This is a genomic window from Veronia nyctiphanis (assembly GCF_004116385.1).
GTDB lineage: Bacteria > Pseudomonadota > Gammaproteobacteria > Enterobacterales > Vibrionaceae > Veronia > Veronia nyctiphanis.
Window position 1 is genome coordinate 23,166 of the sequence record NZ_PEIB01000030.1, and the last position, 20,286, is coordinate 43,451.

Below are 20,286 nucleotides of genomic sequence, written 5' to 3' on the forward strand. Positions count from 1 at the left end.
CTGCTCGCCGGCTCTTGCAGCCTCAACCGCCGCGTTCAACGCAAGTAGTTGGTCTGGAAGGCGATTTCGTTAATCACGCCTATGATATCTGAAATCTCCTTACTCGATGCTTCTATCTCAGACATTGCTGAGACAGCGCCGGTGACAACTTTTCCGCCTCGCTCTGCTTTTTCTGTCGCCGAATCGGAGAGCTCGTTGGCCTGCTGGGCATTCTCTGCACTTTGGGTGACCGTCGCAGTTAACTCCTGCATACTGGCCGAGGTTTCTTCAAGACTTGCGGATTGCGCTTCTGTACGCTCGCTAAGATCAATTGTTCCTGTCTTGATTTCCTTCGATGCCGAGCTGACCGACGAAGCCACTTCACTGATGTCCGTCACCAGTTCATTAAGTCGGGAAATGGTGGAGTTCAGCGCTTGCCTGACTGGCTCAAATTCTTTGTCGAGCGGCTGTTCAATAGACTGTGTCAGGTCACCTTTAGAAAGGGTGAACAACAAGTCGCTGATCATTGACACCGCAAACTTCTTGGCCGTAATGTCACTGGCGTATTTCACCACTTTAAATGGACGCCCATTGACATCTGGGATGGGGTTGTAAGAGGCTTGGATCCATATTTCCCTGCCCCCTTTGCCGAACCGCTGGAACTCACCACTTTCAAACTCCCCACGATTCAGTTTTCCCCAAAAGCCTTTGTACTCTGCGGAATTAGCATGGTTCGGATCAACAAACATTGAATGGTGACGCCCCACAATTTCATTGAGGCTATACCCTACTGTCGCGAGGAAATTTTCATTGGCATGGCGAATGGTGCCGTCCATATCAAACTCAATCACAGCCTGAGATTTTCCTATTGCCTCAATCTGTCCTGAGTAGTCCGCATTTTTAACAGTTTGGGCTGTAATATCCGTCGCGTACTTAACGACCTTAAACGGTTTACCTGATGCATCCATAATCGGGTTATAGGACGCTTGGATCCATATTTCCTGCCCGGATTTATTCACCCGTTTGTATTCTCCAGCCTGAAATTCGCCTTCGCCAAGACGTTTCCAGAAATCTTTATACTCCGCCGTTTCTCGGTAGCTGGCATCAACAAATATTCTGTGATGCTTGCCTTTGATTTCACCTAACTCATAGCCGACAGCATGCAGGAAGTTTTCATTAGCGGAGATAATGGTGCCGTCCAGCTCAAACTCAATCACTGCCTGAGATTTTCCTATTGCCTCAATCTGGCCGGAGTAATCAGCACTTTGTAATTTCTGGGTAGTAATGTCGCTGGCAAATTTCACCACTTTAAATGGCTTGCCGGACATATCAAAAATCGGATTATAAGAAGCTTGAATCCATATTTCTCTACCATTTTTGCCAACGCGATGAAATTCGCCGGACATAAATTCGCCTTTCGCCAAGTCTTTCCAGAAACGTTGATATTCTGTCGACTGGCTGTATTTTGTTTCGACAAACATTGAGTGGTGTTTGCCCTGTATTTCTTCGAGACTATAGCCAACCGTGCTCAGGAAATTGGGATTGGCCGTAATAATGGTGCCATCGAGTTCAAATTCAATGACCGCTTGGCTCTTGTGGATAGCCTCAATCTGACCGCTAAAGTCAGCATTTCTTAACTTCTGCTCAGTAATATCTGTGGCGAACTTTACCACGCGAGCAAGCTTGCCGTTACGGTCACGAATGGGGTTATATGTCGCCTGTATCCATATTGGGCGGTTGCCTTTAGCGAGCCTCGGAAACTCTGATGCCTGAAACTGTCCGCGTCCCAGAGAGGCCCAAAAATCTTTGTACTCGCTGGACTTTGCATATGCAGGGTCAACAAACATCGAGTGATGCTTGCCTTTGATTTCAGATAAGGAGTAACCCATGGCCTTCAGGAAATTCTCATTGGCATCAATGATCGTTCCATCCATTTTAAACTCAATAATTGCTTGAGATTTACTTAACGCTTCTACTTTTTCTTGAGCAAAGTAATGCTTATCGTCATGGCCCAATAAACCACCCCAAATGCCTGACATATGTCCCCCGACTAATAGACAATGGTACAAAATAAATATTAGTTAAAATTACACACCTTTGTATAAATAATAACCAAACAAAATTTTATAGCTCGCTATTTAACGAAATCAAATAATTAGCGTTAATAACGTATAACGTTCTGAAGTGTATATTTGGGAGAAAAAAGAGAAGATCAGACAACATATTTATACAGGGATAAATACGGTTAAAGACGCAATAAAGTATTTAGTTTAATAAGAATTAAAAAAGCCAACCTTAAAGGTTGGCTTTTTTACAACACGTTTATTTAACGCCAAGTCTCGTAGACGCTCATTTAGATAGCTGTCTGCAGTGTGACGTTCTGACAAAACCACTTCTGGTTTCGGGTGCAAAAACAGCGGCAATGAGATGCGCGCTTTCGTCATATCCGCACCTTCAGGATTAATCACACGGTGAGTGGTCGATGGGAAGTATCCGCCAGAGGCTTCTTGCAACATATCACCGATGTTGATGATCAGGTTTCCGAAGTCGCAAGGTACGTCCAACCATTGATCAGCGGTACCTTTTACCTGCAAGCCAGGCTCGTTTGCCGCAGGCAAAACGGTGAGCAAGTTGATATCTTCATGGGCTGCGGCACGGATTGCACCCGGCTCTTCATCCCCTTTCATTGGCGGATAATGCAGCACACGCAGTAAGGTTTGCTCACTGCCTTCGATCATGGTCGACAGTGGCTGTGAAAAACCAGACGCGATATTTTCAGGAGAATGCTCCTGAACCCATGACAGCAAAAGCTGAGCGAGTTTATTGGCTTGCACATAGTAGTCGCTAAGCTCCTCACGCAAACTTTCAGGACATTGGCCCCATGGGTAATAGTGGAAGTACTCTTTGATGTCTTTCTTCGTGTGTCCCTTAGCCACTTCCGATACCGTTGACGGGAAAAAGCCATCTTGGGTTGCAACATTGAACTGGAAGTTATTTTTTTCGTCTGTGTTGAAGAACGCGTTCCAGTTTTTATAAATCGAAGAAACATGATCCATGCTAAGCGGATGGTTTTTAAGAACACCAAAGCCTGTATAACGGAGAGATTCAACAAACTTCTCAGCAGCATCAGGTGCGTTAAAGTCAACAGCTTCCAATTTCATCAGAGTACTCACTTTTGTCTATGTGCTTTTCGCCGCGATTCTAACATCGCCGTTCATTCATACAAACCTAGAATTAGATCATTGATCACAATTTTATGATGCATCTTGTTAGCTATTCCGATTTTTGCGCGTTAAAACTGACCAAACAATTAGAAGTTGACTGATTGAGTAGATCTGGCTTTTTAAGCGACACCAAGTGACCACAATTTGGCAGCATCTCAGCACTTCCCAGCTTTAGAACGTAAGCGAGCACTTTCTTAGCCTCATACGATGTGTAGTCATGTTGCGAGGAAACCAAATGAACTTTGCACTGTACTTTCGCTAAATCAGTAAGGATATGCCAGTTAATGGCCTGTTCAAACATCAACCTGTAATACGGCAAAGGCATTTTTCGCCATCGCGCCTGTGCTTCTTCTCTGATACCTTGTAATGCGTCACCAGGCAGCAATTTCTTACCCATGAACTTGGCAACGTTGTTGATATTCCCATATGTCAGTAACAGCTTTCTCACCCATACCATCATATGTTCGCCGAGACGGCGGGGACGGGACTCTGCCAGATTATTGATGGCGATGAGTCCATATATTCTTTCTGGGTAGTGGCATGCTAATTAAAACCCAGCCATGCCGCCCATCGAGATACCGATGACATAACACTTCTTGATATTCAGTTCATCGAGCAATGCAATTGCAACATCGGCACAGTGTCTGACAGAGAATTGAGTTGGGTCGCCCCCGCTTTTTCCATGAAACGGAAAATCGAGAGATAGAGTGTGGTAATCGTCTGAAAAAATGGGGATTTGAAATTGCCAATCTTCGGTGCTGGAACCTAATCCGTGAAGAAATAGTCATGTCTGTGCACCCAAACCAGAGTTGCTAGTGTATTGATAAAAATACGTCTGTCCTCCATGGTCAAAATACACCAACCTCTCTCCTTTTTTAACACCCTTGAACTGGCCGAATCTTGTTTAGGGGAAATCAAACGGGGTTTACAGTGTAAATGCGCATACTGTGCGGTATTAGCTGACTTCGGCGAGTACTCGCTTTGATACTTGGCTGAACCATTCTTCACGCAGAACACCATAACGCAGTGAGTCAAAGTACTTACCTTGATAGAAACGTACTTTACGTAATCGACCTTCTAGCGTTAATCCCATCGCTTCCGCGCACCGCATCATCCTTGGATTACCAGACCAAGTGGTAAGGCCGATTCTTGCCAATTCATATTTTTTGAACAGATGAGAGATCCAAAGCTTCAACGCCCGGCGTCCGAGTTGTTTTCCCCAGTTCTGGGATTCGAAAAGCGTGATACCGACTTCCAGCCAGCGGGTCGACTGGTCTTCCCAGTAACACGAGAGATAACCCACCAGCTGTCCTTGGTACTCAATGACTAACGCCGTTTCGCCGTCACGAAGGCGCTTAAACAGGTTCATTCTGAAGTAGAGGCGAGATTGATATTCTAATGGTGTGTAAGGCGCATCCAACGCCTTCCATTCATTATCTAAGAAAATCTGGCGCCACAAAAGATTCCTTTCTTTTGGCAGTGCGCAACGAAGTAAAAGGTCTTCATCTTTCAACATATCAACACACAATCCTTTTTCTACAACCTTTCCCCACCCTAATGTAAGGCGATAATAAGTGCCACTCATTAGCCATTATTTTTGACATGCCACACTGACAAACACCCAACATTCTGATCTTGCGATATGTTAGGCGCTTCTCACGCTGGCGTTATGAATGAGGGCGTGTTCTAACTCACCATAATCGGCCCACCAAATGACGTGACAGGAGGCACCTCTCCGGTAAATTTTTCCATATTGACAATACAGGTATTCGCACTAGTGGCATTTGCCAGCTCCGAGGTCGGAATATCAAGCGTCACTGTGTTTGGATCACCATAGGTACATATTGCACCGATTTTTTCATTAAGAGGCCCGTACCATGCGCCCTCTTCAATGCGAATTACACCCGCAGGGAAATCCTCTGATATCACGGCACCCGCCAATAGCTGCCCTCTGTCATTGAAAACCCGCACCAAATCACCATCTTTTATTCCTCTGGATTTAGCATCTTCAGGGCTCATGTAGCAGGGTTCGCGCTCATTAACGGTATATGTTTCACGGAAGTCAGACTCACACATTTGTGAGTGCAGCCGTTTATCCGGGTGACAAGACTGAAGCCAAAGCGGAAATTTTTCAGAGCCCGGACCACCGTGCGAACGCTCTTCTTTCTCAAACCACATTGGGTGTCCCTGACAATGCTGATACCCGTAATGGTCAATTTTCCTACTGAATATTTCAATGAAGCCTGATGGCGTTCCGAGCGGATTGATTTCGGGGTCTTCTCTGAAAGAGGCATGTCGCACAAAGGGCTTTCCTACACCAAAATCCAGCACACCTTTTTCCCAGAACATCTCAAAATCGGGCATATTAAATTTGTCTTTGTTAGCCGTTTTACAGTTGTCATACAGCATCTTGACCCACTGCATATCGTCCATGCCGCGTGTATATTCTTTTTCTTTACCGAAGCGCTTACAAAGCTCCCGACAAATATCAAAGTCGGTTTTTGAGTGATAGAGAGGATCTACCAACTTGTGCATGGCAATCAGTCCGCGGCCACTGTATGAGCCATAGACGTCGAGATCATTACGCTCATACTGTGTGCAAGCTGGCAACACGATGTCAGAGAAACGGCAAGCAGCTGTCCATGCGAAATCAATGTTCACCACCGTCTGAAGTTTACGGAACGCCAACTTCATCCGGTTGCGATCCTGATGGTGATTCCAAGGATTACAACCACTGATAACCAACATCTTTATGTCTGGCAGCGTTACCTCTGTGCCGTTAGCCTGTATTTTTTTGCCTGGCTCCATGATCGCATCAATCCAGCGGGCAACTGGGATTGTTCGGCTGTAACCATTAAAATCATTATTGTTAAATTTAGGCTCCTGACCTTGATCAAGTTCCGGGGGAAACCGCCAGGTGCGAGAATCCAGTAGAAGGCACGCCAATCGAGCAATAATGGTGAGCATAAGAAATACCGCCACCGGGCAAGCCTATTTGGCCCAACATGGCGGCTAAAACGCTCCCATCCAGTAGGCTGTTCGCCATGTTGTTGTCGTTGTACCGCCCAACCCAGAATAAGTTGCGTTCTGCCCGACGCTAATGTACGGGCAAATGAACGAATGGTATCGGGGTCGATACCACAAATTTCCGATGCCCACTCCGGTGTCTTCTCGACTTTATCTTTTGTCTCTCCAAGCAGGTAAGGCACGAAATCGTCAAAACCTAGGCAATAGGTCTCGAGAAACTTTTTGTCATAGAGGTTTTCTTTGTAAAGCGTGTTCGCGATACCCAACATGAAAGGCACGTCGGTCTGGGGATTGATATATTGCTGTTCACAACCAAGCATTTTCTGTGTTTTCGTGCGCACCGGATCAACAGAAATTACCCGAATGTCGCCAGCAGCAATTTTATCCTTCAGCTTGTCAAGGTAGCCGTAAGCCTCATGGGTTTCGCAGTTCCAACCCACCTGAAGGTTTTTGGCCAAGTCTGTCGCCCAGAGCACCACGGTTTTGGTGTTATCTAGAATTTCAGTCCACGAGGTGCCGGGGGCATAGACTTCGGTTGACCCCAAGATATAGGGCAGGATGACCTGTCCGGCCCCCGTAGAATAATCACCGACTTTGGTGATGAAGTTGCCGTGCATCCCCACGGCTCTCTGCATATGGCTGGTACAACTTTGGAATTGTCCGGTCTGACGCCAGCCGGTCTGACCGGCATACAGTGCCCACGGGCCATAATCTTTCTGAACCCGTTCGAGTTCTCGGTAAAAGAGATCTAAGGCTTCGTCCCATGTCACTCTGACAAAGCGGTTATCTCCACGGGTATCGCCGCTGTACTTATTCTTTTTCAACCAGTCGAGTCTCACCATTGGATAGCGCACTCGCGAAGGGTTATAAATGATCCCCTTGATGCCTTGAATCATCTCCGATGGGTGCTTATCCATTTCGAGCGGCTTGATCTCCTGTACTTTCCCCCCCCATATCCGCGCTCTGAACGCTCCCCAGTGGGATCCAGAAACTTTCCAGATACCGTCAGTTTCCGCAGCTTGCTCTGCCATTGCTTTGCCAGCGGTCAGTAGCCCCGGCCCGATGGCAGAAGCCGCACTGGTTGACAGTAAGCCTTTCAGAAAACGTCTGCGATGCATCATACCTGTCTCTCCTGTGCTTAGTGGCCGTCAACAAAGTCTGACGAGTGTTTTTGCAGATATTTGAGCACAAGGGCTTTCGAATCTGCGTCAAAGTTAACAAAGCCCATCATGCCGTCGAACATACCGGGCCAGGTGTTGGCGTCGAAATGTGCTTCCGCTGGCTGGGTGTGGCAGACACTGCAATTAGTCTGATATGTCGGTTTGGCTTCAGCCATATGCTCTGAACATCGGGGACCAATCCTGCTTTTTTCATCCACAAATCAACGCTGACTCTCTGCCATTTGAGTCCAGTTTGATCATCCTCTTTGCTTTCGAAACCTTTCACAAACTTGTCGCTTTGGGAGACATCTTTAGTGAGTGCTGCACTGGAGATATTAAGGCCGAAGTCTTCGTTTAGTACACGTCCAAAGCCTTTCAGCTTTTTCCAGCCTTCCAAACTGATTTTTATTGCATCACTCTTGTCGTCAATAACGGTGACCTTAGTCGCTGGACTGAGGAGCCCGGCTTCGGTTTTAAGGGCGTCATCTTCATAAAGGGGTAAGTAGCGGATGCTGTAGAGAACACTGCCTTTTTTATAGCTGGTACTGGCGGCGAGGCTTTCAAGTTTTCCAATCAGACCACCACTGGAATCCATGTTGTCTGGTAAGTGGTGGGCGATGCCTTTGTGGCAATCAATGCAGCTTTGATCTTTTTCTGCTGCCTGCTTCATTTGTATTCGAGCGGCTGGTGACATGATCTCCCACTTCATGCTGGCATAGCTATGGCAATTTTTGCACTCAAGGGAACCATTCGCTGAAAAGCGCGCCCATTCGTGTTGGGCAAGCTCTAACCTTTTCTCCAGAAACTTTTCACGAGTATCAACAAAACCGGCAAGATGGCTGAATACCTCTTTACTGGCCTGCATCTTGCGCGCAATTTTATCAGTCCAATTGTGTGGAACATGGCAATCCGGGCAGGTCGCTCTGACCCCGGAGTGGTTTGTCCAGTGAACTGTTCCTTTTAACTCTTGGTACACGTTGTCACGCATAGTGTGGCAGCTGATACAAAACTTCTCAGTATTCGTCAATTCAAGGGCTGTATTGAACGCCCCCCAGAACATTACTCCTCCGATAAAACCACCTAGGGTCAAGACGCCTAAACTAATTTTGGTCGCTGGACGACACAGGGTCACCCATAGCTTTTTGATGAAGGATTTCATAAACGTTGCTCACAGGAAAATCAGACATAAATCGTCAGTATGTTGCGGCGGTGCGTTCAACCGTGTCCGGGAGGACCGAAGAAAAACACTTGGCTCATCCAAATAATGAAGCCATAACCACCCACAATCATCAGGCTGAGAACGGGGAAGAGGAAGACGGTAATGAAGAAAAATGCCCGCCATTCAAAACTTCGTTTTTCAGTATCTTGTACTTCATCAGATTCAGTATTTTGCATAGATGCCTCCTGACTGATTCCGGTCCACAGATTGGGCTGGGGGGGAAGGAAATGTATAATTTTGAATACATGCACTGCATATCATAGCGAAGCGGAAATCGCGGAATGTCTCTTTTATGAATCACTACCAGAAGTAGGGGTATTAACGAGGAATAGTTGGGTGGGGTTTCTTAGATGATGTCTAAAATTTAAAACAAAACAAAAGGGAGCAATGATTGTCGCCTTTGAGACAACAGCATTGCTCCCTTGCATCAAGAGGACATTTAGGTTGCGTTATCATGTCCCTGTTTTGAGTTTTAATACATCCGCCAGCTCGTTAAGCAGCTTTCTGGTGTTGTCAGACAGACGGTTAATTTCGTTTGTCGATTCGGATGATCGAGATGCTAGCTGTCTAACTTCGTCAGCAACAACGGCAAAGCCTCGACCATGGTCCCCTGCCCTCGCAGCCTCTATTGCAGCGTTGAGTGCGAGCAGGTTGGTTTGGTCTGAAATACCATCAATGACTTTCGCAATGTCGGAAATTTCATTACTGGATTTAGCGACTCTGTCCATAATATCGCCCATTCCATCACGTTGCTCGACGTCTGACGTGACGTCTTTGACAAATGCGGTGTAGATAGTTTCGTTTTCAAGTTCAACTTTGGACAGAGAGAGCAAACCCCAATACAACGTACCGTCTTTACGATGCACTGGCACTTCGCGACTGGAGCCCACAATCTTGTCAACGCCGGAGGTACGGTTGCTGTTGACGAAGTTGTCGTGGTTAGGCTGAATTTCAGCGGGTACCAACATTTTCACGTTCTGACCCACAACCTCGCTGGCCTCATAACCCCACAATACCTCTGCTGCAGGATTAAAGAAGGTAACAATGTTTTGTTGGTTAATTGTCACGACTGCATCAAGCGCCTGTGAAAGCGTCTGGTTGATGGCTTCCTGTGCGGCGCGTTGATCAGAAATATCTCGAACAAACGCAGTATAATGGAGCTGATTATTTATCGTGACTCGTGATAACGCCAAACTCACCCAGGCTTCTGTTCCGTCTTTTTTGATTAACTCAATCTCGCGGTTAGAGCCAACAATCTTGTCGATACCAGTTCTTCTGTTGGTGTTGACGTAATTGTCGTGATTAGGCTGGTGGATTTTCGGCACGAGCATTTTGACGTTTTTGCCCATCACTTCATCTTGGGTATAGCCCCAGAGTGCTTCCGCTGCTGGGTTGAAAAATGTGACATTGTTGTCGCCATCGATACTGATAACAGCATCAATTGCCTGATAAAGGATTTGCTCCATCCCTTCCTGAGCAGCCTTTTCTTGGCTAATATCGCGAGCAAAAGCGGTATAACCTACTTTCCCACCCATCTCGGTGCGCGACAAAGACAGGTTGACCCAGATTTTGTCGCCGTTATGTCTCACGAGTTGAAGATCACGGCTTGTACCAACGAGATTATCAACACGAGTCTGACGGTTGGTATTCACATAGGTATCGTGAAATTGCTGAATTTCTCTCGGCACCAGCATTTTTACATTGCGGCCAAGCACATCCTCTTTTTTGATGTCCCAAAGTTTTTCGGCCGCTTCGTTCATGTAGGTGACACAGTTGGCGTCGTCTATGGACACAATTGCATTGATAGACTGAGCGAGTATCTGGCCAGTTTGCTGAACTTGCTCCTCGTCTGAGGTGATGTCTTTGATAAACAAAGCCATTCCTGCACTTTTACCGCTACCGCTTGCGTTGACATCAATTTTCAGACAACGCGAGCTACCGCCGCTATCAGCTATTGTGTGTTTATACCCAGAGTTCATATTTTCGACAGGGTCGCCAATGGGGAGATCTCTGAGCATTTTGCCCTTTAAATCAGACTGATTTAAAAATTTATGTGCTGATTTGTTTGCGAAAGTAATTTTGCCATGGTTATCAGCAAGGATGATACCGTCTGCCGCATTCATCATTGCCTGAACACTTGCATTACCATCACCGGAGTTAACACCAAATAGGCTCGATAGCATACTCATATTATCCAGTCCACGCTTTCTTGGTTATTATTCGGAATTCGAGTGTTGCATTTGTGATCAGTGTAGTAATCAGGGTATTTTTGTTCCAGATTAGAAACAGTCAAAGAAGAGATAAATGCATAAAACCCTTTATTTGATTAAGGTTTTATGCACTGTAAATAATTGATAATTAAGAAGCTCTGCAGCCATTTAATATTTCTGGATTTTTTTCGATTTTTTTACCGAACTTCGTCCGAGATAACGCAACGCCAATTAACACCATCAGGCCACCAATGTAGTGGTAATGAGCAAGGTTCTCTCCCAATGTATACACGGCAATGAGTGCGGTTATCACAGGCATTAGGTTCATAAACATCGCCGCCCTGCCCGCTCCGATTTCACCAATCGCTTTTAACCAGCAAATAGGCACAAAAACTGATGCAAAAACGCCCGCGTAAGCAATCATAGGTATTGAATCTGTCGTTAACTCAATCCGCTCACTCGTAAAGAGCATAGGTAAAAGCATCAACACAGCAAAGAGGCCTTGTACATAGACAGACTGCAGTGTTTTAATCTTCATTGGCCACTTTTTGACCAAAATGCAATAAAAGGCATAAATGACGGCAGCAAATAGCGCGATACCGTCACCCCGATTGATACCTTGATGAAAAAGCGTTTCAGGCTGGCCTTTCGTCAACATCTCAAGCAATCCTGCAAAAGCAATCAACGCACCTGAAATACCAAGAACATTCAGGCGAGTGCCTAAGAGAGCTGAGCTGATGAAAATACTGATAAGCGGTACCAACGCCATGATCAACGCCATATTCGTTGCTGACGTGGATTCTGCGGCAAAATAACCCAGTGATTAATTCAATACCACACCGAGTAACGATAATGCCGCGAGCTTCGGCAAATAGGGCTTTACCGATTTCCAATGTTTAATGAATGATGCAGACAAAACGGTGCCAAAACCAATGTCGCGACGGCCCAACGGTAAAATGACATTGCGCCAGGCGAGAGCACTTCAACGGAAAGTTCGTTAACAACTGCATTCCCGGCCCAAATCATGACAGGGATCAGTGGAAGTAATATATTCATAGATAAGTGATCCAAACCGAGAAAATTAAGGGTTTGAAAGTTTGGCACGTCTTTTTAAATACATATATCTCCCATCAGACACCTTTAATCGGCTATCGGACAAATCAGTCAATGAAACACATTCACACTCACACAGATGAATGGGAAACGGCACCAGCAGGAATTTTCTTCAATCATGGAAAGTTCTTATCCGGTACTTTTACGCGTGATCGTGTTCACTCATGGGGCTAATTACTGTGGTAAAAGGCGGAATTGTCGAGGTCAGGGTCGGCAATGCACGTTACTTGTCGCCCTCACAGTTTGCTATCTGGATTCCACAAGGTATCGGCCATACCAGCTACATGCGGCGCTCGGTGAGTTACTGCTCGGTGACTATTTCAAGAGAAAGGGCTGAGCTTTTTCCAGAAAGGCCGTGTTTAATTGAAGTGTCCGACCTCACCAGTGCAATTGCAGAAACCATTAAGCACAATGGAATTACGATCCCTGAGACAGAGCAAGACATCCGGTTAGCTGAAGTGATGTTTGATCAACTTCTGACTGCAAAACAGTACTCGAGATTTATTCCCTCAACCACCGATACTTTGATCCAACCGATTATTGATGCTTTTGAGAAAGATCCCGCCGATGCCATGACGTTGACTGAATGGGCCAATAAACTGCATACAACAGAAAGAACGGTCGCCAGACAATGCCTTTCCGAACTAGGAATGAGTTTTACAGAATGGCGGTCACGGGTTCGCTTTGTACAAGCACTTACGCTTCTTAAACAAGGGAAACAAGTCAAGGAGGTAGCTCTGCCTCTCGGTTCAACCAGAGTTCACCGTTTATCACCATGTTTAAAAAGCATGCAAACTGTACCCCAGAGCAATATCTCCAACAAAGCGCATTGTCGAGATAATGACGTAGGAACTTACAAAAAAAGACAGCAAAATGCTGTCTTTAACGCGTGAATATTATCTATCTTTAACCGCCGCTAGCGACTTCATCAAGCACGGCCAAGACCGTACCATCCAGCTGACCATGAAAAACTTGCTTGCAGACTTTTCGGCGCACAGCAAGACCTGAAATTAAGCGTTCAATTGATAAATGCCTGTCTTGCTGACTCTGGTTATAAAATTCGATGGTTTTTCGTAGCGTTTCATAGGGCATGACATCACCGTCAACTTTCAACCAGTCAAGCTTGTCCATGTATCCGTTACACTCTTCAGTAATCGTGGCTGCAGGGTGTCCTGTCATTGCCGACAACGCTGCAATACTGCGTTGAAGTGCTTCTTCAGAGGTGTACTTAGACAGAATAATCGTCAACTCGTCGGCGTTTATTTCAACCAAATGCTTACGCTGCTTCACACGACGACCAAGTTTGCCTGTGCGTTTGCCATTGCGTTGGATTGGTTCAAATTCACCGTCAATGATCTCAGAGAGCTTATCGAGATCTTTCTTACCGAGTATCTCGTTGCGAAGTGGATTCGGCATCGTAGGTGCAAGTTGTCGCTTGCCTTCATTGTGCATCTTGGCCCGCGAGAAACGGATGACTTCTTCGGCGTTACATTTAATGTCTATACGATGATCCGGGTATTTCTTATCATCGTCCATTCGATAAATGGTCAAGTGGTAACCGTAGAGATTCACGGCGAACACATCGTCCGTCATTGTCTCGTCTTTTGATAATTTTTTGAGCTCACGTATCAGATCGGCTGAAAAACGCCGCCATTCGATGTTTCTCGACATTTTCTGGTTCAAGTCACTCAGTGTCATTGAATCTTCAAGACGACGTGACATACGGCTTCTGAAGAGCGTATAGAGCTGGAAAACCAGTGTATGTTGACGCAGGATTTCTGGTGGGAAGAGAAAAAAGTAGTCTCGTGTCATTAACTCTTCGAAGAAGGACGGTTCCCAGACAAGGATATAGAGGTTGGGTTTTATCCGAATTTCTCCATCCTCGCCTTCCCTTGGTGCTTCTTCTGATGCCGTAATGGTACGCGCTAAAAAACGAAACCTGTCGCTTTTAAAGCCTTCAGGCATGTTCTGGCTCATCCACTGGCCAGTTAACTCATGCAACTGGAAATCAGTGAACTCGATCCTATCGATACTTTCTCGGATAGAATCCCTTGCTGGCCCACTGTCTTTCTTACCACGCAAAGAGAGGATATCAGTGATGTAGATGGGCGTTTTATTGCCTATGGTCTGAGTGTGTAATTCATAAGTCGGCACGTGGTGATCATGGTATTGAACAGTAAGCGTGAAGAGTGCGAACAATGTCATAAGATCGTCGACCGTCATGATCGACTTTGATGAACGAGTCTCAATGATCGCCTTAGACCCACTAAAAGATACCATGGTCTTTTGATAACTTTTTTTTGTTCTTGGCGGTGCTAGTGCCTGATCAATAATACCTGCCCAGCTAGTCGGCGAAACAAGGATCTGATCTTTTTCGTCAGGCATTGCTGGTGGAGTTTCTAAGCCATGCTCAGTAAGAAGTTGTTTATTCACTTGGTTCTGGGCAAGGGCTTTGGAGCGCTTCTGCTTTTCTCTCACTCTATGTTGCTCTGAGTTCAAGCCCTCAGTACCCAGCACCGTCACTAATTTGCTGGGATTAACAAACTCATGAAGCATGGTTTTACCGGCGAGGCCTTCCTCAAACCTGACAGGGTGTTGAGTAAACAAGCCCAGTTGAACAGCCGCACGAAGGCGCTGTTGAATAGCTGCGCGGGTTAGCTGGCCTTCTGTGGCATCAATTAACTCTGTAGTTGAAACTAGGCCGTCCTGACTAGAAAATGCTCGTAAAGAAATCAAATTCAGCAATTCAAGAATACTCTTCGTGGCACCTTTAAAGGCATGGTACTGCGTCATCCAGTCAACCAAGCTTTCATGAACTTTAAATAAGTGGCCATCTTTGTGCGTTCTTGGGGCGTGAATGAGGATCTTTTCGTTTGTAGCCATTCAGGCCAGCTCCTGTTTTTCAGATCAAGGAATGTAGAAATTCAGATTAACGTAAATTTGCCATCTTTCCAGAAAGATTAATAAAAAAAATAAGAGAAATAAAGATCTTTTTTGCCGATTCTTTTAACTGATCTTTTTGATTTATATGATGTATCTGATTTAGTGATCTTATGATCTGAAAACAAAATTACCTTTAACTTATTGATATTTAAACACTTGATAAAAGAGGGTATTGAAAGCATGATCATGAGTGACTCGGAACATTGATCATACATTGCCTGCAACGATGATCATTAACAGATCGAAACTATGATCACCAAGCCCCTGAAACACTGATCAATGGGCATTTGAAAGCATGATCAAGTGCTTTTAACAAGTTATCCACAATTTTTGTTAATAATTTGTCATTGTCAGTTGTTAGTGTTGTCGCCGTTCAGCATATTTTCCAAAATACGGGGATGGAAACATGATCATGATGCGTAATATCGTTGGTTTTATGTGCGTTTTCGTCTTCAACACGAACATTTCAAGGATTGGTTGAACTTGAGATACAAAATTGAAATCACATACGCCGTATTTACGAGGCAGTTTAGTATGTGTCCGTGGGCGAAACAATGATCAAGCGTTTCGATGTTAATTTGAATTCAAGGTATCAATATGCTGTCCGAACTTCGCTTTTGGCCTGTTTTTTATGATCAGATGAACAGATCGCTCTATTGGTGCAGCATTCACCGTAATCTAGCGAAGATTATCCATTCTTCCGTAGCTTCTCTCTACATGTTCAGACCGATAAAACACTCTTGATCATTGTTCCTATTGCCATAGATCTTGCTGACGGTTAATTGCACAAATAGTAGACAGTATTTCGCCTTGATCATTTTTTCGTAACAGTGATAATCGTTTGGACTGATGATCAAGGGATTAAATTTGATTGTCGACATTTACAGTATTTGGATATTATTCACCATGATCATCTTTCCAGATAGATGATCATGGTGACTGATGACAACAACTTTACTCTTTTCAAGTTGATTAAGCGTAAGCCGTAATTTTGCGATAGATATATATGCTTCCGACTATTTTTCTCAAAATATTCACAAGACTTTCTTTACATTGTAAATAAGTGACGCTGTGACATTTAAAATGTGGATGATTTACTCGCCCATAGTTAGCCGAAAATTTGAGTGTTATATTTCGGTAACTTAGGATTAGTGACTGCTATCTTAATTTTTTAGCTACACGTTCAGCTTTTCATTGAACATTCCGTAAAGTGCTGTACACTCATCTATATACTCTCCAACGGCGAAAATAAAAATGAATAGGGAAAAGACAATAGCCAATCTGCAGCATATTGCAGAACAGACTCGTCAGGTCCAAGCCGACCGTATTGAAATAGTAATGGAGGAGCGACAAGATCAGCTTTTCCCTCCGATGTCTAAAGCCATGATGGAAACACGATCGGGGCTGACGCGTCGCAAACTCGATGATGCGATTTCTCGAATGGAATCAGAGGGTCATCAATTCACAAAAAATAATGCCAACCATTATTCAATTACGCTCGATGAAGCGCACCAGATTATGAAATCTGCGGGTATTCCTTCGTTCTCTGAAAAGAAGGGGCCAGACCACAAGCCTTGGGTTATTAATGTCCAGAATCAAAAAGGTGGCACAGGTAAGTCGATGTCGGCTGTCCACATGTGCGCCTGTTTGGCACTTAACCTCGAGAAGCGTTACCGAATTTGTTTGATTGACCTCGATCCACAAGGTTCACTTCGTCTTTTCCTCAACCCGCAAATCAGTGTGAATGAGCAAGAGGGTATTTATTCAGCCGTTGATGTGATGCTGGATAACACGCCTGAAGAAGCGGGTAGAGACTTCCTGATGAAGAATGTCTTGTTGCCGACGCAGTATCCTAACCTGAAAACGATTGCGGCGTTTCCTGAAGATTCGATGTTCAATGCAGAAGCTTGGCAAAGTTTGACGACTAACCAGTCGCTGGATATTGTTAAACTTCTCCAAGAAAAAGTGATCGATCCGATTGGTGATGAGTTCGATATCATTATGATTGATACTGGCCCACACATTGACCCATTAGTGTGGAATGCAATGTACGCGTCTAACGCGCTTATTATTCCCTGTGCAGCTAAACGCCTTGACTGGGCATCAACGGTGAATTTCTTCCAACATTTGCCGACTGTTTATGAGATGTTCCCGGAAAATTGGCCTGGATTAGAGTTCGTTCGTCTGATGCCGACTATGTTTGAAGATGACAATAAAAAGCAGGTCTCGGTATTAACAGAGATGAACTATCTTCTCGGTGATCAGGTGATGATGGCCACGATACCAAGAAGTCGCGCATTTGAAACCTGTGCAGATACTTACAGCACGGTCTTTGATCTTACTCCTCAAGATTTTGAGGGGGGTAAGAAAACGTTATCTACGGCTCAAGAAGCCGTTCACCGGGCGGGCCTCGAACTTGAGCGCGTCCTTCACAGCCATTGGTCACAGCTAAATCAGGAGTGTTAATGGCCATTAAAACCTCAGATTTGAATGCCCGCCTGTTTGGTAAAGCAGACAAAAGAAAAGCCACGACAGTTCAAGAGGCCCAAAAAGCGGCCAGTGAGAAAGCGGCTGTGATTGAACTGTCGGTGGCAGGTGAAGAAACAGTATCTTTTGAGCTTGTTCGAGTAACGGCTAAAGATGTCGAAATGCGTACCAGCGTATTTGCAGAGAATGCGCGTGAGCAGTCGTTTCTCAATGAATTGGCGCTGTCGGATATTCTAGTGACACTGAAAGACCGCGGTCAGCAATATCCAGCTGTTGGTCGCTGGCTTGATGGCGGCAAGATAGAAGTATTGGACGGCAGTCGCCGCCGTATGTCTTGTATTCTCGCTCAGCAGGATTTCCTGGTTTATGTTGCTTCCGGTATCAGCAGTAAACACGCGAAGTTTCTATCTGACGTTGCTAATGCGCACAAACCGCTTTCATTGTTTGAACGTGGTAAAGAAATGCAGGCGATGCTCAGTCGTGGGGAAGTGACTGATCAGAAGGAGCTGGCAAAAGTCTGTCAATGCAGTGAGGCGCTTGTCAGTGGCGCGCTCAAGGCTGCAACTTTGCCGCTTGAGCTTTTGCAGGCCTACCCGAGTGTCGGCGAGCTTGGTCGTCCAACAATAGTAAAACTCCACAGACTGTACTCATCGCTGAATGATGAGGAGCGTACTAACCTGATGGCTAAGTTACGTGAACAGCCTTTGTGGAAAGATGTTGATGCTCAGGGTATCAGCCGTATCACCAGAGAAGTGACGCTGTTGATTGAGCAGTGGCGAGATGAGCTTAAACCTGTCAGCAAGCCTGATAAGTCAGAAACTAAAGAATTAGTGGCTGGCAGAGCATCATATCGGGTTCAAGGGGATGCGGTATCGATAAACCTCAAAAGTGTCAGTCAGTCAGATAGCGACGCGATTCTGACGTTTATTAAAAACCACCTTTCTTAATTTTCCCAAATGAGCGCCCGCAAGGGCGCTTTTCTTTACTGTTACCTGTCTTCGAATCCGCTATTATTGCGTTAAGTAAATTCGCTTAGAGACTAACAGCTTGTCCTTTCAACAACTCCTACAATCGGCAACTCGCCATTTTATCCGCTATCCGGTTTTGCTAAGAGGCGACCAGAATTGGTGCCTCTCTCATCTTAATCAGTTAGAGAACCTCACGTTGGTGAGCGACAATATTGATGGCGGTATGTCTTGGAAGCAAACAAAGGCCTTGTTGGGGCAAGATTGTTTTCATGTTGCTTTGGATATCTCCGAGGGGCTTGATGCAGAAAGACTCTGTGCTATAGCAGGATGTATTCGCGGTGGCAGCCTTCTGATTTTGTTCGGGCTTTCCGAATCACCTACAGACAATTTTTTCCTTCGTCTTTGTAATATGTTTAACCAAAAGACTGTGGCGGTATTCTGCCAGCAAGAAGGTGTTCGTCTGCCTGCTCTCGCAGACCTCTGTGTAGGTGAATCAGTAAAGGAGCGTCAGGATGGCCAACCGACGAATGATCAAGAGATCGCTATTCAATCAGTCAAGAAGGTGCTCGGTGGTCACAGACGTCGCCCTTGTTTGCTAACCGCTGATCGTGGAAGAGGAAAATCATCTGCGATGGGCATGGCAGCAGCAAGCATTCTTTGCGAAAAAAAGACATCGATTGTAGTAACGTCGCCGCGTAAAGCGAATGTGGAAACACTGTTCTCTCATGCCAGAAATCTTCTTGAGTTGAGTCTAGATAAACCTTACGAGCTGGTTACCTCTTCTGGGGGGAGGCTTCGTTACGTTGCACCGGATCAACTCATTCGTGATGTTTCTGATGCCGATTTTGTGCTTGTCGATGAGGCTGCTGCCATCCCTCTTCCGATGTTGGAAAGGTTACTGTCTAAGTTCAGTCGTATTTGTTTTTCAACGACAGAACACGGCTACGAAGGGACAGGAAAAGGATTCACGACACGCTTTCGTGCACTTCTAGATGCTCGCTGCAAAGGCTGGAAAGAAGTTACACTTCACCAGCCAATTCGATGGGCAGAATCTGACCCCCTTGAGCTTTGGCTGTCTGATACATTTCTCTTCGACTGCGAACCTGCTTTGGTAGCGTTTGATGAGGCCTCACCAATTGATTATCGTATCGTTGAACCTCGTCAATTATTAGGTGACGAAGCTCAGTTAAGGTCTTTATTCGGTCTGCTTATTTCTGCTCATTACCAGACCTCGCCGAATGATTTGAAACACATCTTAAATGACGCGTCGTGCACCATATTGACGGCAAACCAAAACGATGTAGTTGTAGGTGCCTTGCTTGCTCAGAAGGAAGGTGAAATCTCTGATGTCATAGCCGATAAAATCGTAGCGGGTGAGCGAAGAGTCAGGGGGCATTTGTTGGCGCAGGGTCTTGGTTTCTACACCGGTGATTCAACGTTCCTGTCGTTACCTTGCCTTCGAGTGAGTCGCGTTGCAGTGCTTCCTTCATTTCGCCGCCATGGCGTTGCTAGTCAGTTAGTTAAGCTTTGCGAACAAACTGGCGCTAAAAAAAATGTGCCTCTCATTGGAACAAGTTTTGGTGCGACTTCAGAGTTATTCTCTTTTTGGCGTGGTCTGGGTTTCCTCCCTATCAAAATGGGTACTCAACGAGATAGCGCAAGCGGGCACTACTCGTTGCTCATGACACGCGGTCTGGACGACAGCGTCAACCATCTTCCTCTTTATCACGACTTGTTTGAGATAAACTTTTCTAAGCAACTGGCGGAGCAATTTTTTGACTTAGAGCCTCGTTCATTGCTGTTATCCTCTCTGCGTCTTCTGCACGTCTTTCACTGAGTGATGCTGTCAAAAGTCAGGTCATCCGCTTTTCTAAAGGGCAGCTTGGTTATGATTTTGTATCAGGTTCACTGGAGCTATGGCTTCAGAGTTTTCTGCTTGAATGGAACAGCTCCGAC

Annotated in this window: 11 protein-coding genes and 4 pseudogenes; 4 read left to right on the top strand and 11 right to left on the bottom strand. The window is 45.4% G+C overall.

Annotation, left to right across the window (positions count from 1 at the left end; genetic code table 11):
- Positions 1–35 precede the first annotated feature (35 nt).
- The 10 genes and pseudogenes from CS022_RS18985 to CS022_RS27440 form a co-directional block, all read right to left on the bottom strand.
- The gene (locus tag CS022_RS18985; RefSeq protein ID WP_328590412.1) at positions 36–2,018 is read right to left on the bottom strand and encodes a PAS domain S-box protein; all 1,983 of its coding nucleotides are present in this window, start codon (positions 2,016–2,018) and stop codon (positions 36–38) included.
- Between the two features lie 231 nt (positions 2,019–2,249).
- Positions 2,250–3,140 (bottom strand): 2OG-Fe(II) oxygenase family protein, encoded by an 891-nt coding sequence (locus tag CS022_RS18990; RefSeq protein ID WP_129123583.1) that lies wholly within the window; start codon positions 3,138–3,140, stop codon positions 2,250–2,252.
- 112 nt (positions 3,141–3,252) lie between these two features.
- The gene (locus CS022_RS18995; RefSeq protein ID WP_129123584.1) at positions 3,253–3,663 is read right to left on the bottom strand and encodes an alpha/beta fold hydrolase; all 411 of its coding nucleotides are present in this window, start codon (positions 3,661–3,663) and stop codon (positions 3,253–3,255) included.
- Positions 3,664–3,750: 87 nt separating this feature from the next.
- A pseudogene (locus tag CS022_RS28235) lies at positions 3,751–3,975 on the bottom strand (alpha/beta fold hydrolase); the annotation flags it as partial.
- A 183-nt stretch (positions 3,976–4,158) separates the two neighbouring features.
- Positions 4,159–4,719 (bottom strand): GNAT family N-acetyltransferase, encoded by a 561-nt coding sequence (locus tag CS022_RS19005; protein ID WP_129123585.1) that lies wholly within the window; start codon positions 4,717–4,719, stop codon positions 4,159–4,161.
- A 170-nt stretch (positions 4,720–4,889) separates the two neighbouring features.
- Positions 4,890–7,351: pseudogene (torA, locus tag CS022_RS19010) on the bottom strand (trimethylamine-N-oxide reductase TorA).
- Positions 7,352–7,368: 17 nt separating this feature from the next.
- Positions 7,369–8,549 (bottom strand): annotated as a pseudogene (gene torC / locus CS022_RS19015) (pentaheme c-type cytochrome TorC).
- Positions 8,550–8,605: 56 nt separating this feature from the next.
- Positions 8,606–8,785 carry a trimethylamine N-oxide reductase system protein TorE gene (torE, locus tag CS022_RS19020; protein WP_129123586.1) on the bottom strand — a complete coding sequence of 60 codons (180 nt, stop codon included), beginning with the start codon at positions 8,783–8,785 and terminating at the stop codon, positions 8,606–8,608.
- Positions 8,786–9,061: 276 nt separating this feature from the next.
- Positions 9,062–10,798, bottom strand: coding sequence for a PAS domain S-box protein (locus CS022_RS27815; protein ID WP_129123587.1), 1,737 nt, complete (start codon positions 10,796–10,798; stop codon positions 9,062–9,064).
- Between the two features lie 169 nt (positions 10,799–10,967).
- Positions 10,968–11,875, bottom strand: a pseudogene (locus CS022_RS27440) (DMT family transporter).
- 221 nt (positions 11,876–12,096) lie between these two features.
- Between CS022_RS27440 and CS022_RS19035 the strand changes: the two are divergent.
- Positions 12,097–12,825 (top strand): AraC family transcriptional regulator, encoded by a 729-nt coding sequence (locus tag CS022_RS19035; RefSeq protein WP_129123588.1) that lies wholly within the window; start codon positions 12,097–12,099, stop codon positions 12,823–12,825.
- A 13-nt stretch (positions 12,826–12,838) separates the two neighbouring features.
- Here CS022_RS19035 and CS022_RS19040 read toward each other — a convergent pair whose 3' ends face one another.
- Positions 12,839–14,815, bottom strand: coding sequence for a replication initiator protein RctB domain-containing protein (locus tag CS022_RS19040; protein ID WP_129123589.1), 1,977 nt, complete (start codon positions 14,813–14,815; stop codon positions 12,839–12,841).
- Positions 14,816–16,129: 1,314 nt separating this feature from the next.
- On the opposite strand from CS022_RS19040, the gene CS022_RS19045 reads away from it, so the two are divergent.
- The 3 genes from CS022_RS19045 (at position 16,130) to CS022_RS19055 (ending at position 20,167) form a co-directional block, all read left to right on the top strand.
- A complete protein-coding gene (locus CS022_RS19045; RefSeq protein ID WP_129123590.1) occupies positions 16,130–17,341 on the top strand; it encodes a ParA family protein in 1,212 nt (403 codons plus the stop codon).
- A complete protein-coding gene (locus CS022_RS19050; RefSeq protein WP_129123591.1) occupies positions 17,341–18,309 on the top strand; it encodes a ParB/RepB/Spo0J family partition protein in 969 nt (322 codons plus the stop codon). The genes CS022_RS19045 and CS022_RS19050 overlap by 1 nt, the downstream gene beginning before the upstream one ends.
- Before the next feature lie 100 nt (positions 18,310–18,409).
- Complete coding sequence (locus tag CS022_RS19055) at positions 18,410–20,167, top strand: GNAT family N-acetyltransferase (RefSeq protein WP_145964528.1); 1,758 nt, start codon at positions 18,410–18,412, stop codon at positions 20,165–20,167.
- The last annotated feature ends 119 nt before the right edge of the window (positions 20,168–20,286 follow it).

Bases quoted from the DNA above. Each gene is read 5' to 3' on its own strand.
- CS022_RS18985 (WP_328590412.1), bottom strand. From the start codon at position 2,018: ATGTCAGGCATTTGGGGTGGTTTATTGGGCCATGACGATAAGCATTAC.
- CS022_RS19040 (WP_129123589.1), bottom strand. From the start codon at position 14,815: ATGGCTACAAACGAAAAGATCCTCATTCACGCCCCAAGAACGCACAAA.
- CS022_RS19005 (WP_129123585.1), bottom strand. From the start codon at position 4,719: ATGTTGAAAGATGAAGACCTTTTACTTCGTTGCGCACTGCCAAAAGAA.
- CS022_RS19035 (WP_129123588.1), top strand. From the start codon at position 12,097: ATGGGGCTAATTACTGTGGTAAAAGGCGGAATTGTCGAGGTCAGGGTC.
- CS022_RS27815 (WP_129123587.1), bottom strand. From the start codon at position 10,798: ATGAGTATGCTATCGAGCCTATTTGGTGTTAACTCCGGTGATGGTAAT.
- CS022_RS18990 (WP_129123583.1), bottom strand. From the start codon at position 3,140: ATGAAATTGGAAGCTGTTGACTTTAACGCACCTGATGCTGCTGAGAAG.
- CS022_RS19045 (WP_129123590.1), top strand. From the start codon at position 16,130: ATGAATAGGGAAAAGACAATAGCCAATCTGCAGCATATTGCAGAACAG.
- CS022_RS18995 (WP_129123584.1), bottom strand. From the start codon at position 3,663: ATGATGGTATGGGTGAGAAAGCTGTTACTGACATATGGGAATATCAAC.
- CS022_RS19050 (WP_129123591.1), top strand. From the start codon at position 17,341: ATGGCCATTAAAACCTCAGATTTGAATGCCCGCCTGTTTGGTAAAGCA.
- torE (WP_129123586.1), bottom strand. From the start codon at position 8,785: ATGCAAAATACTGAATCTGATGAAGTACAAGATACTGAAAAACGAAGT.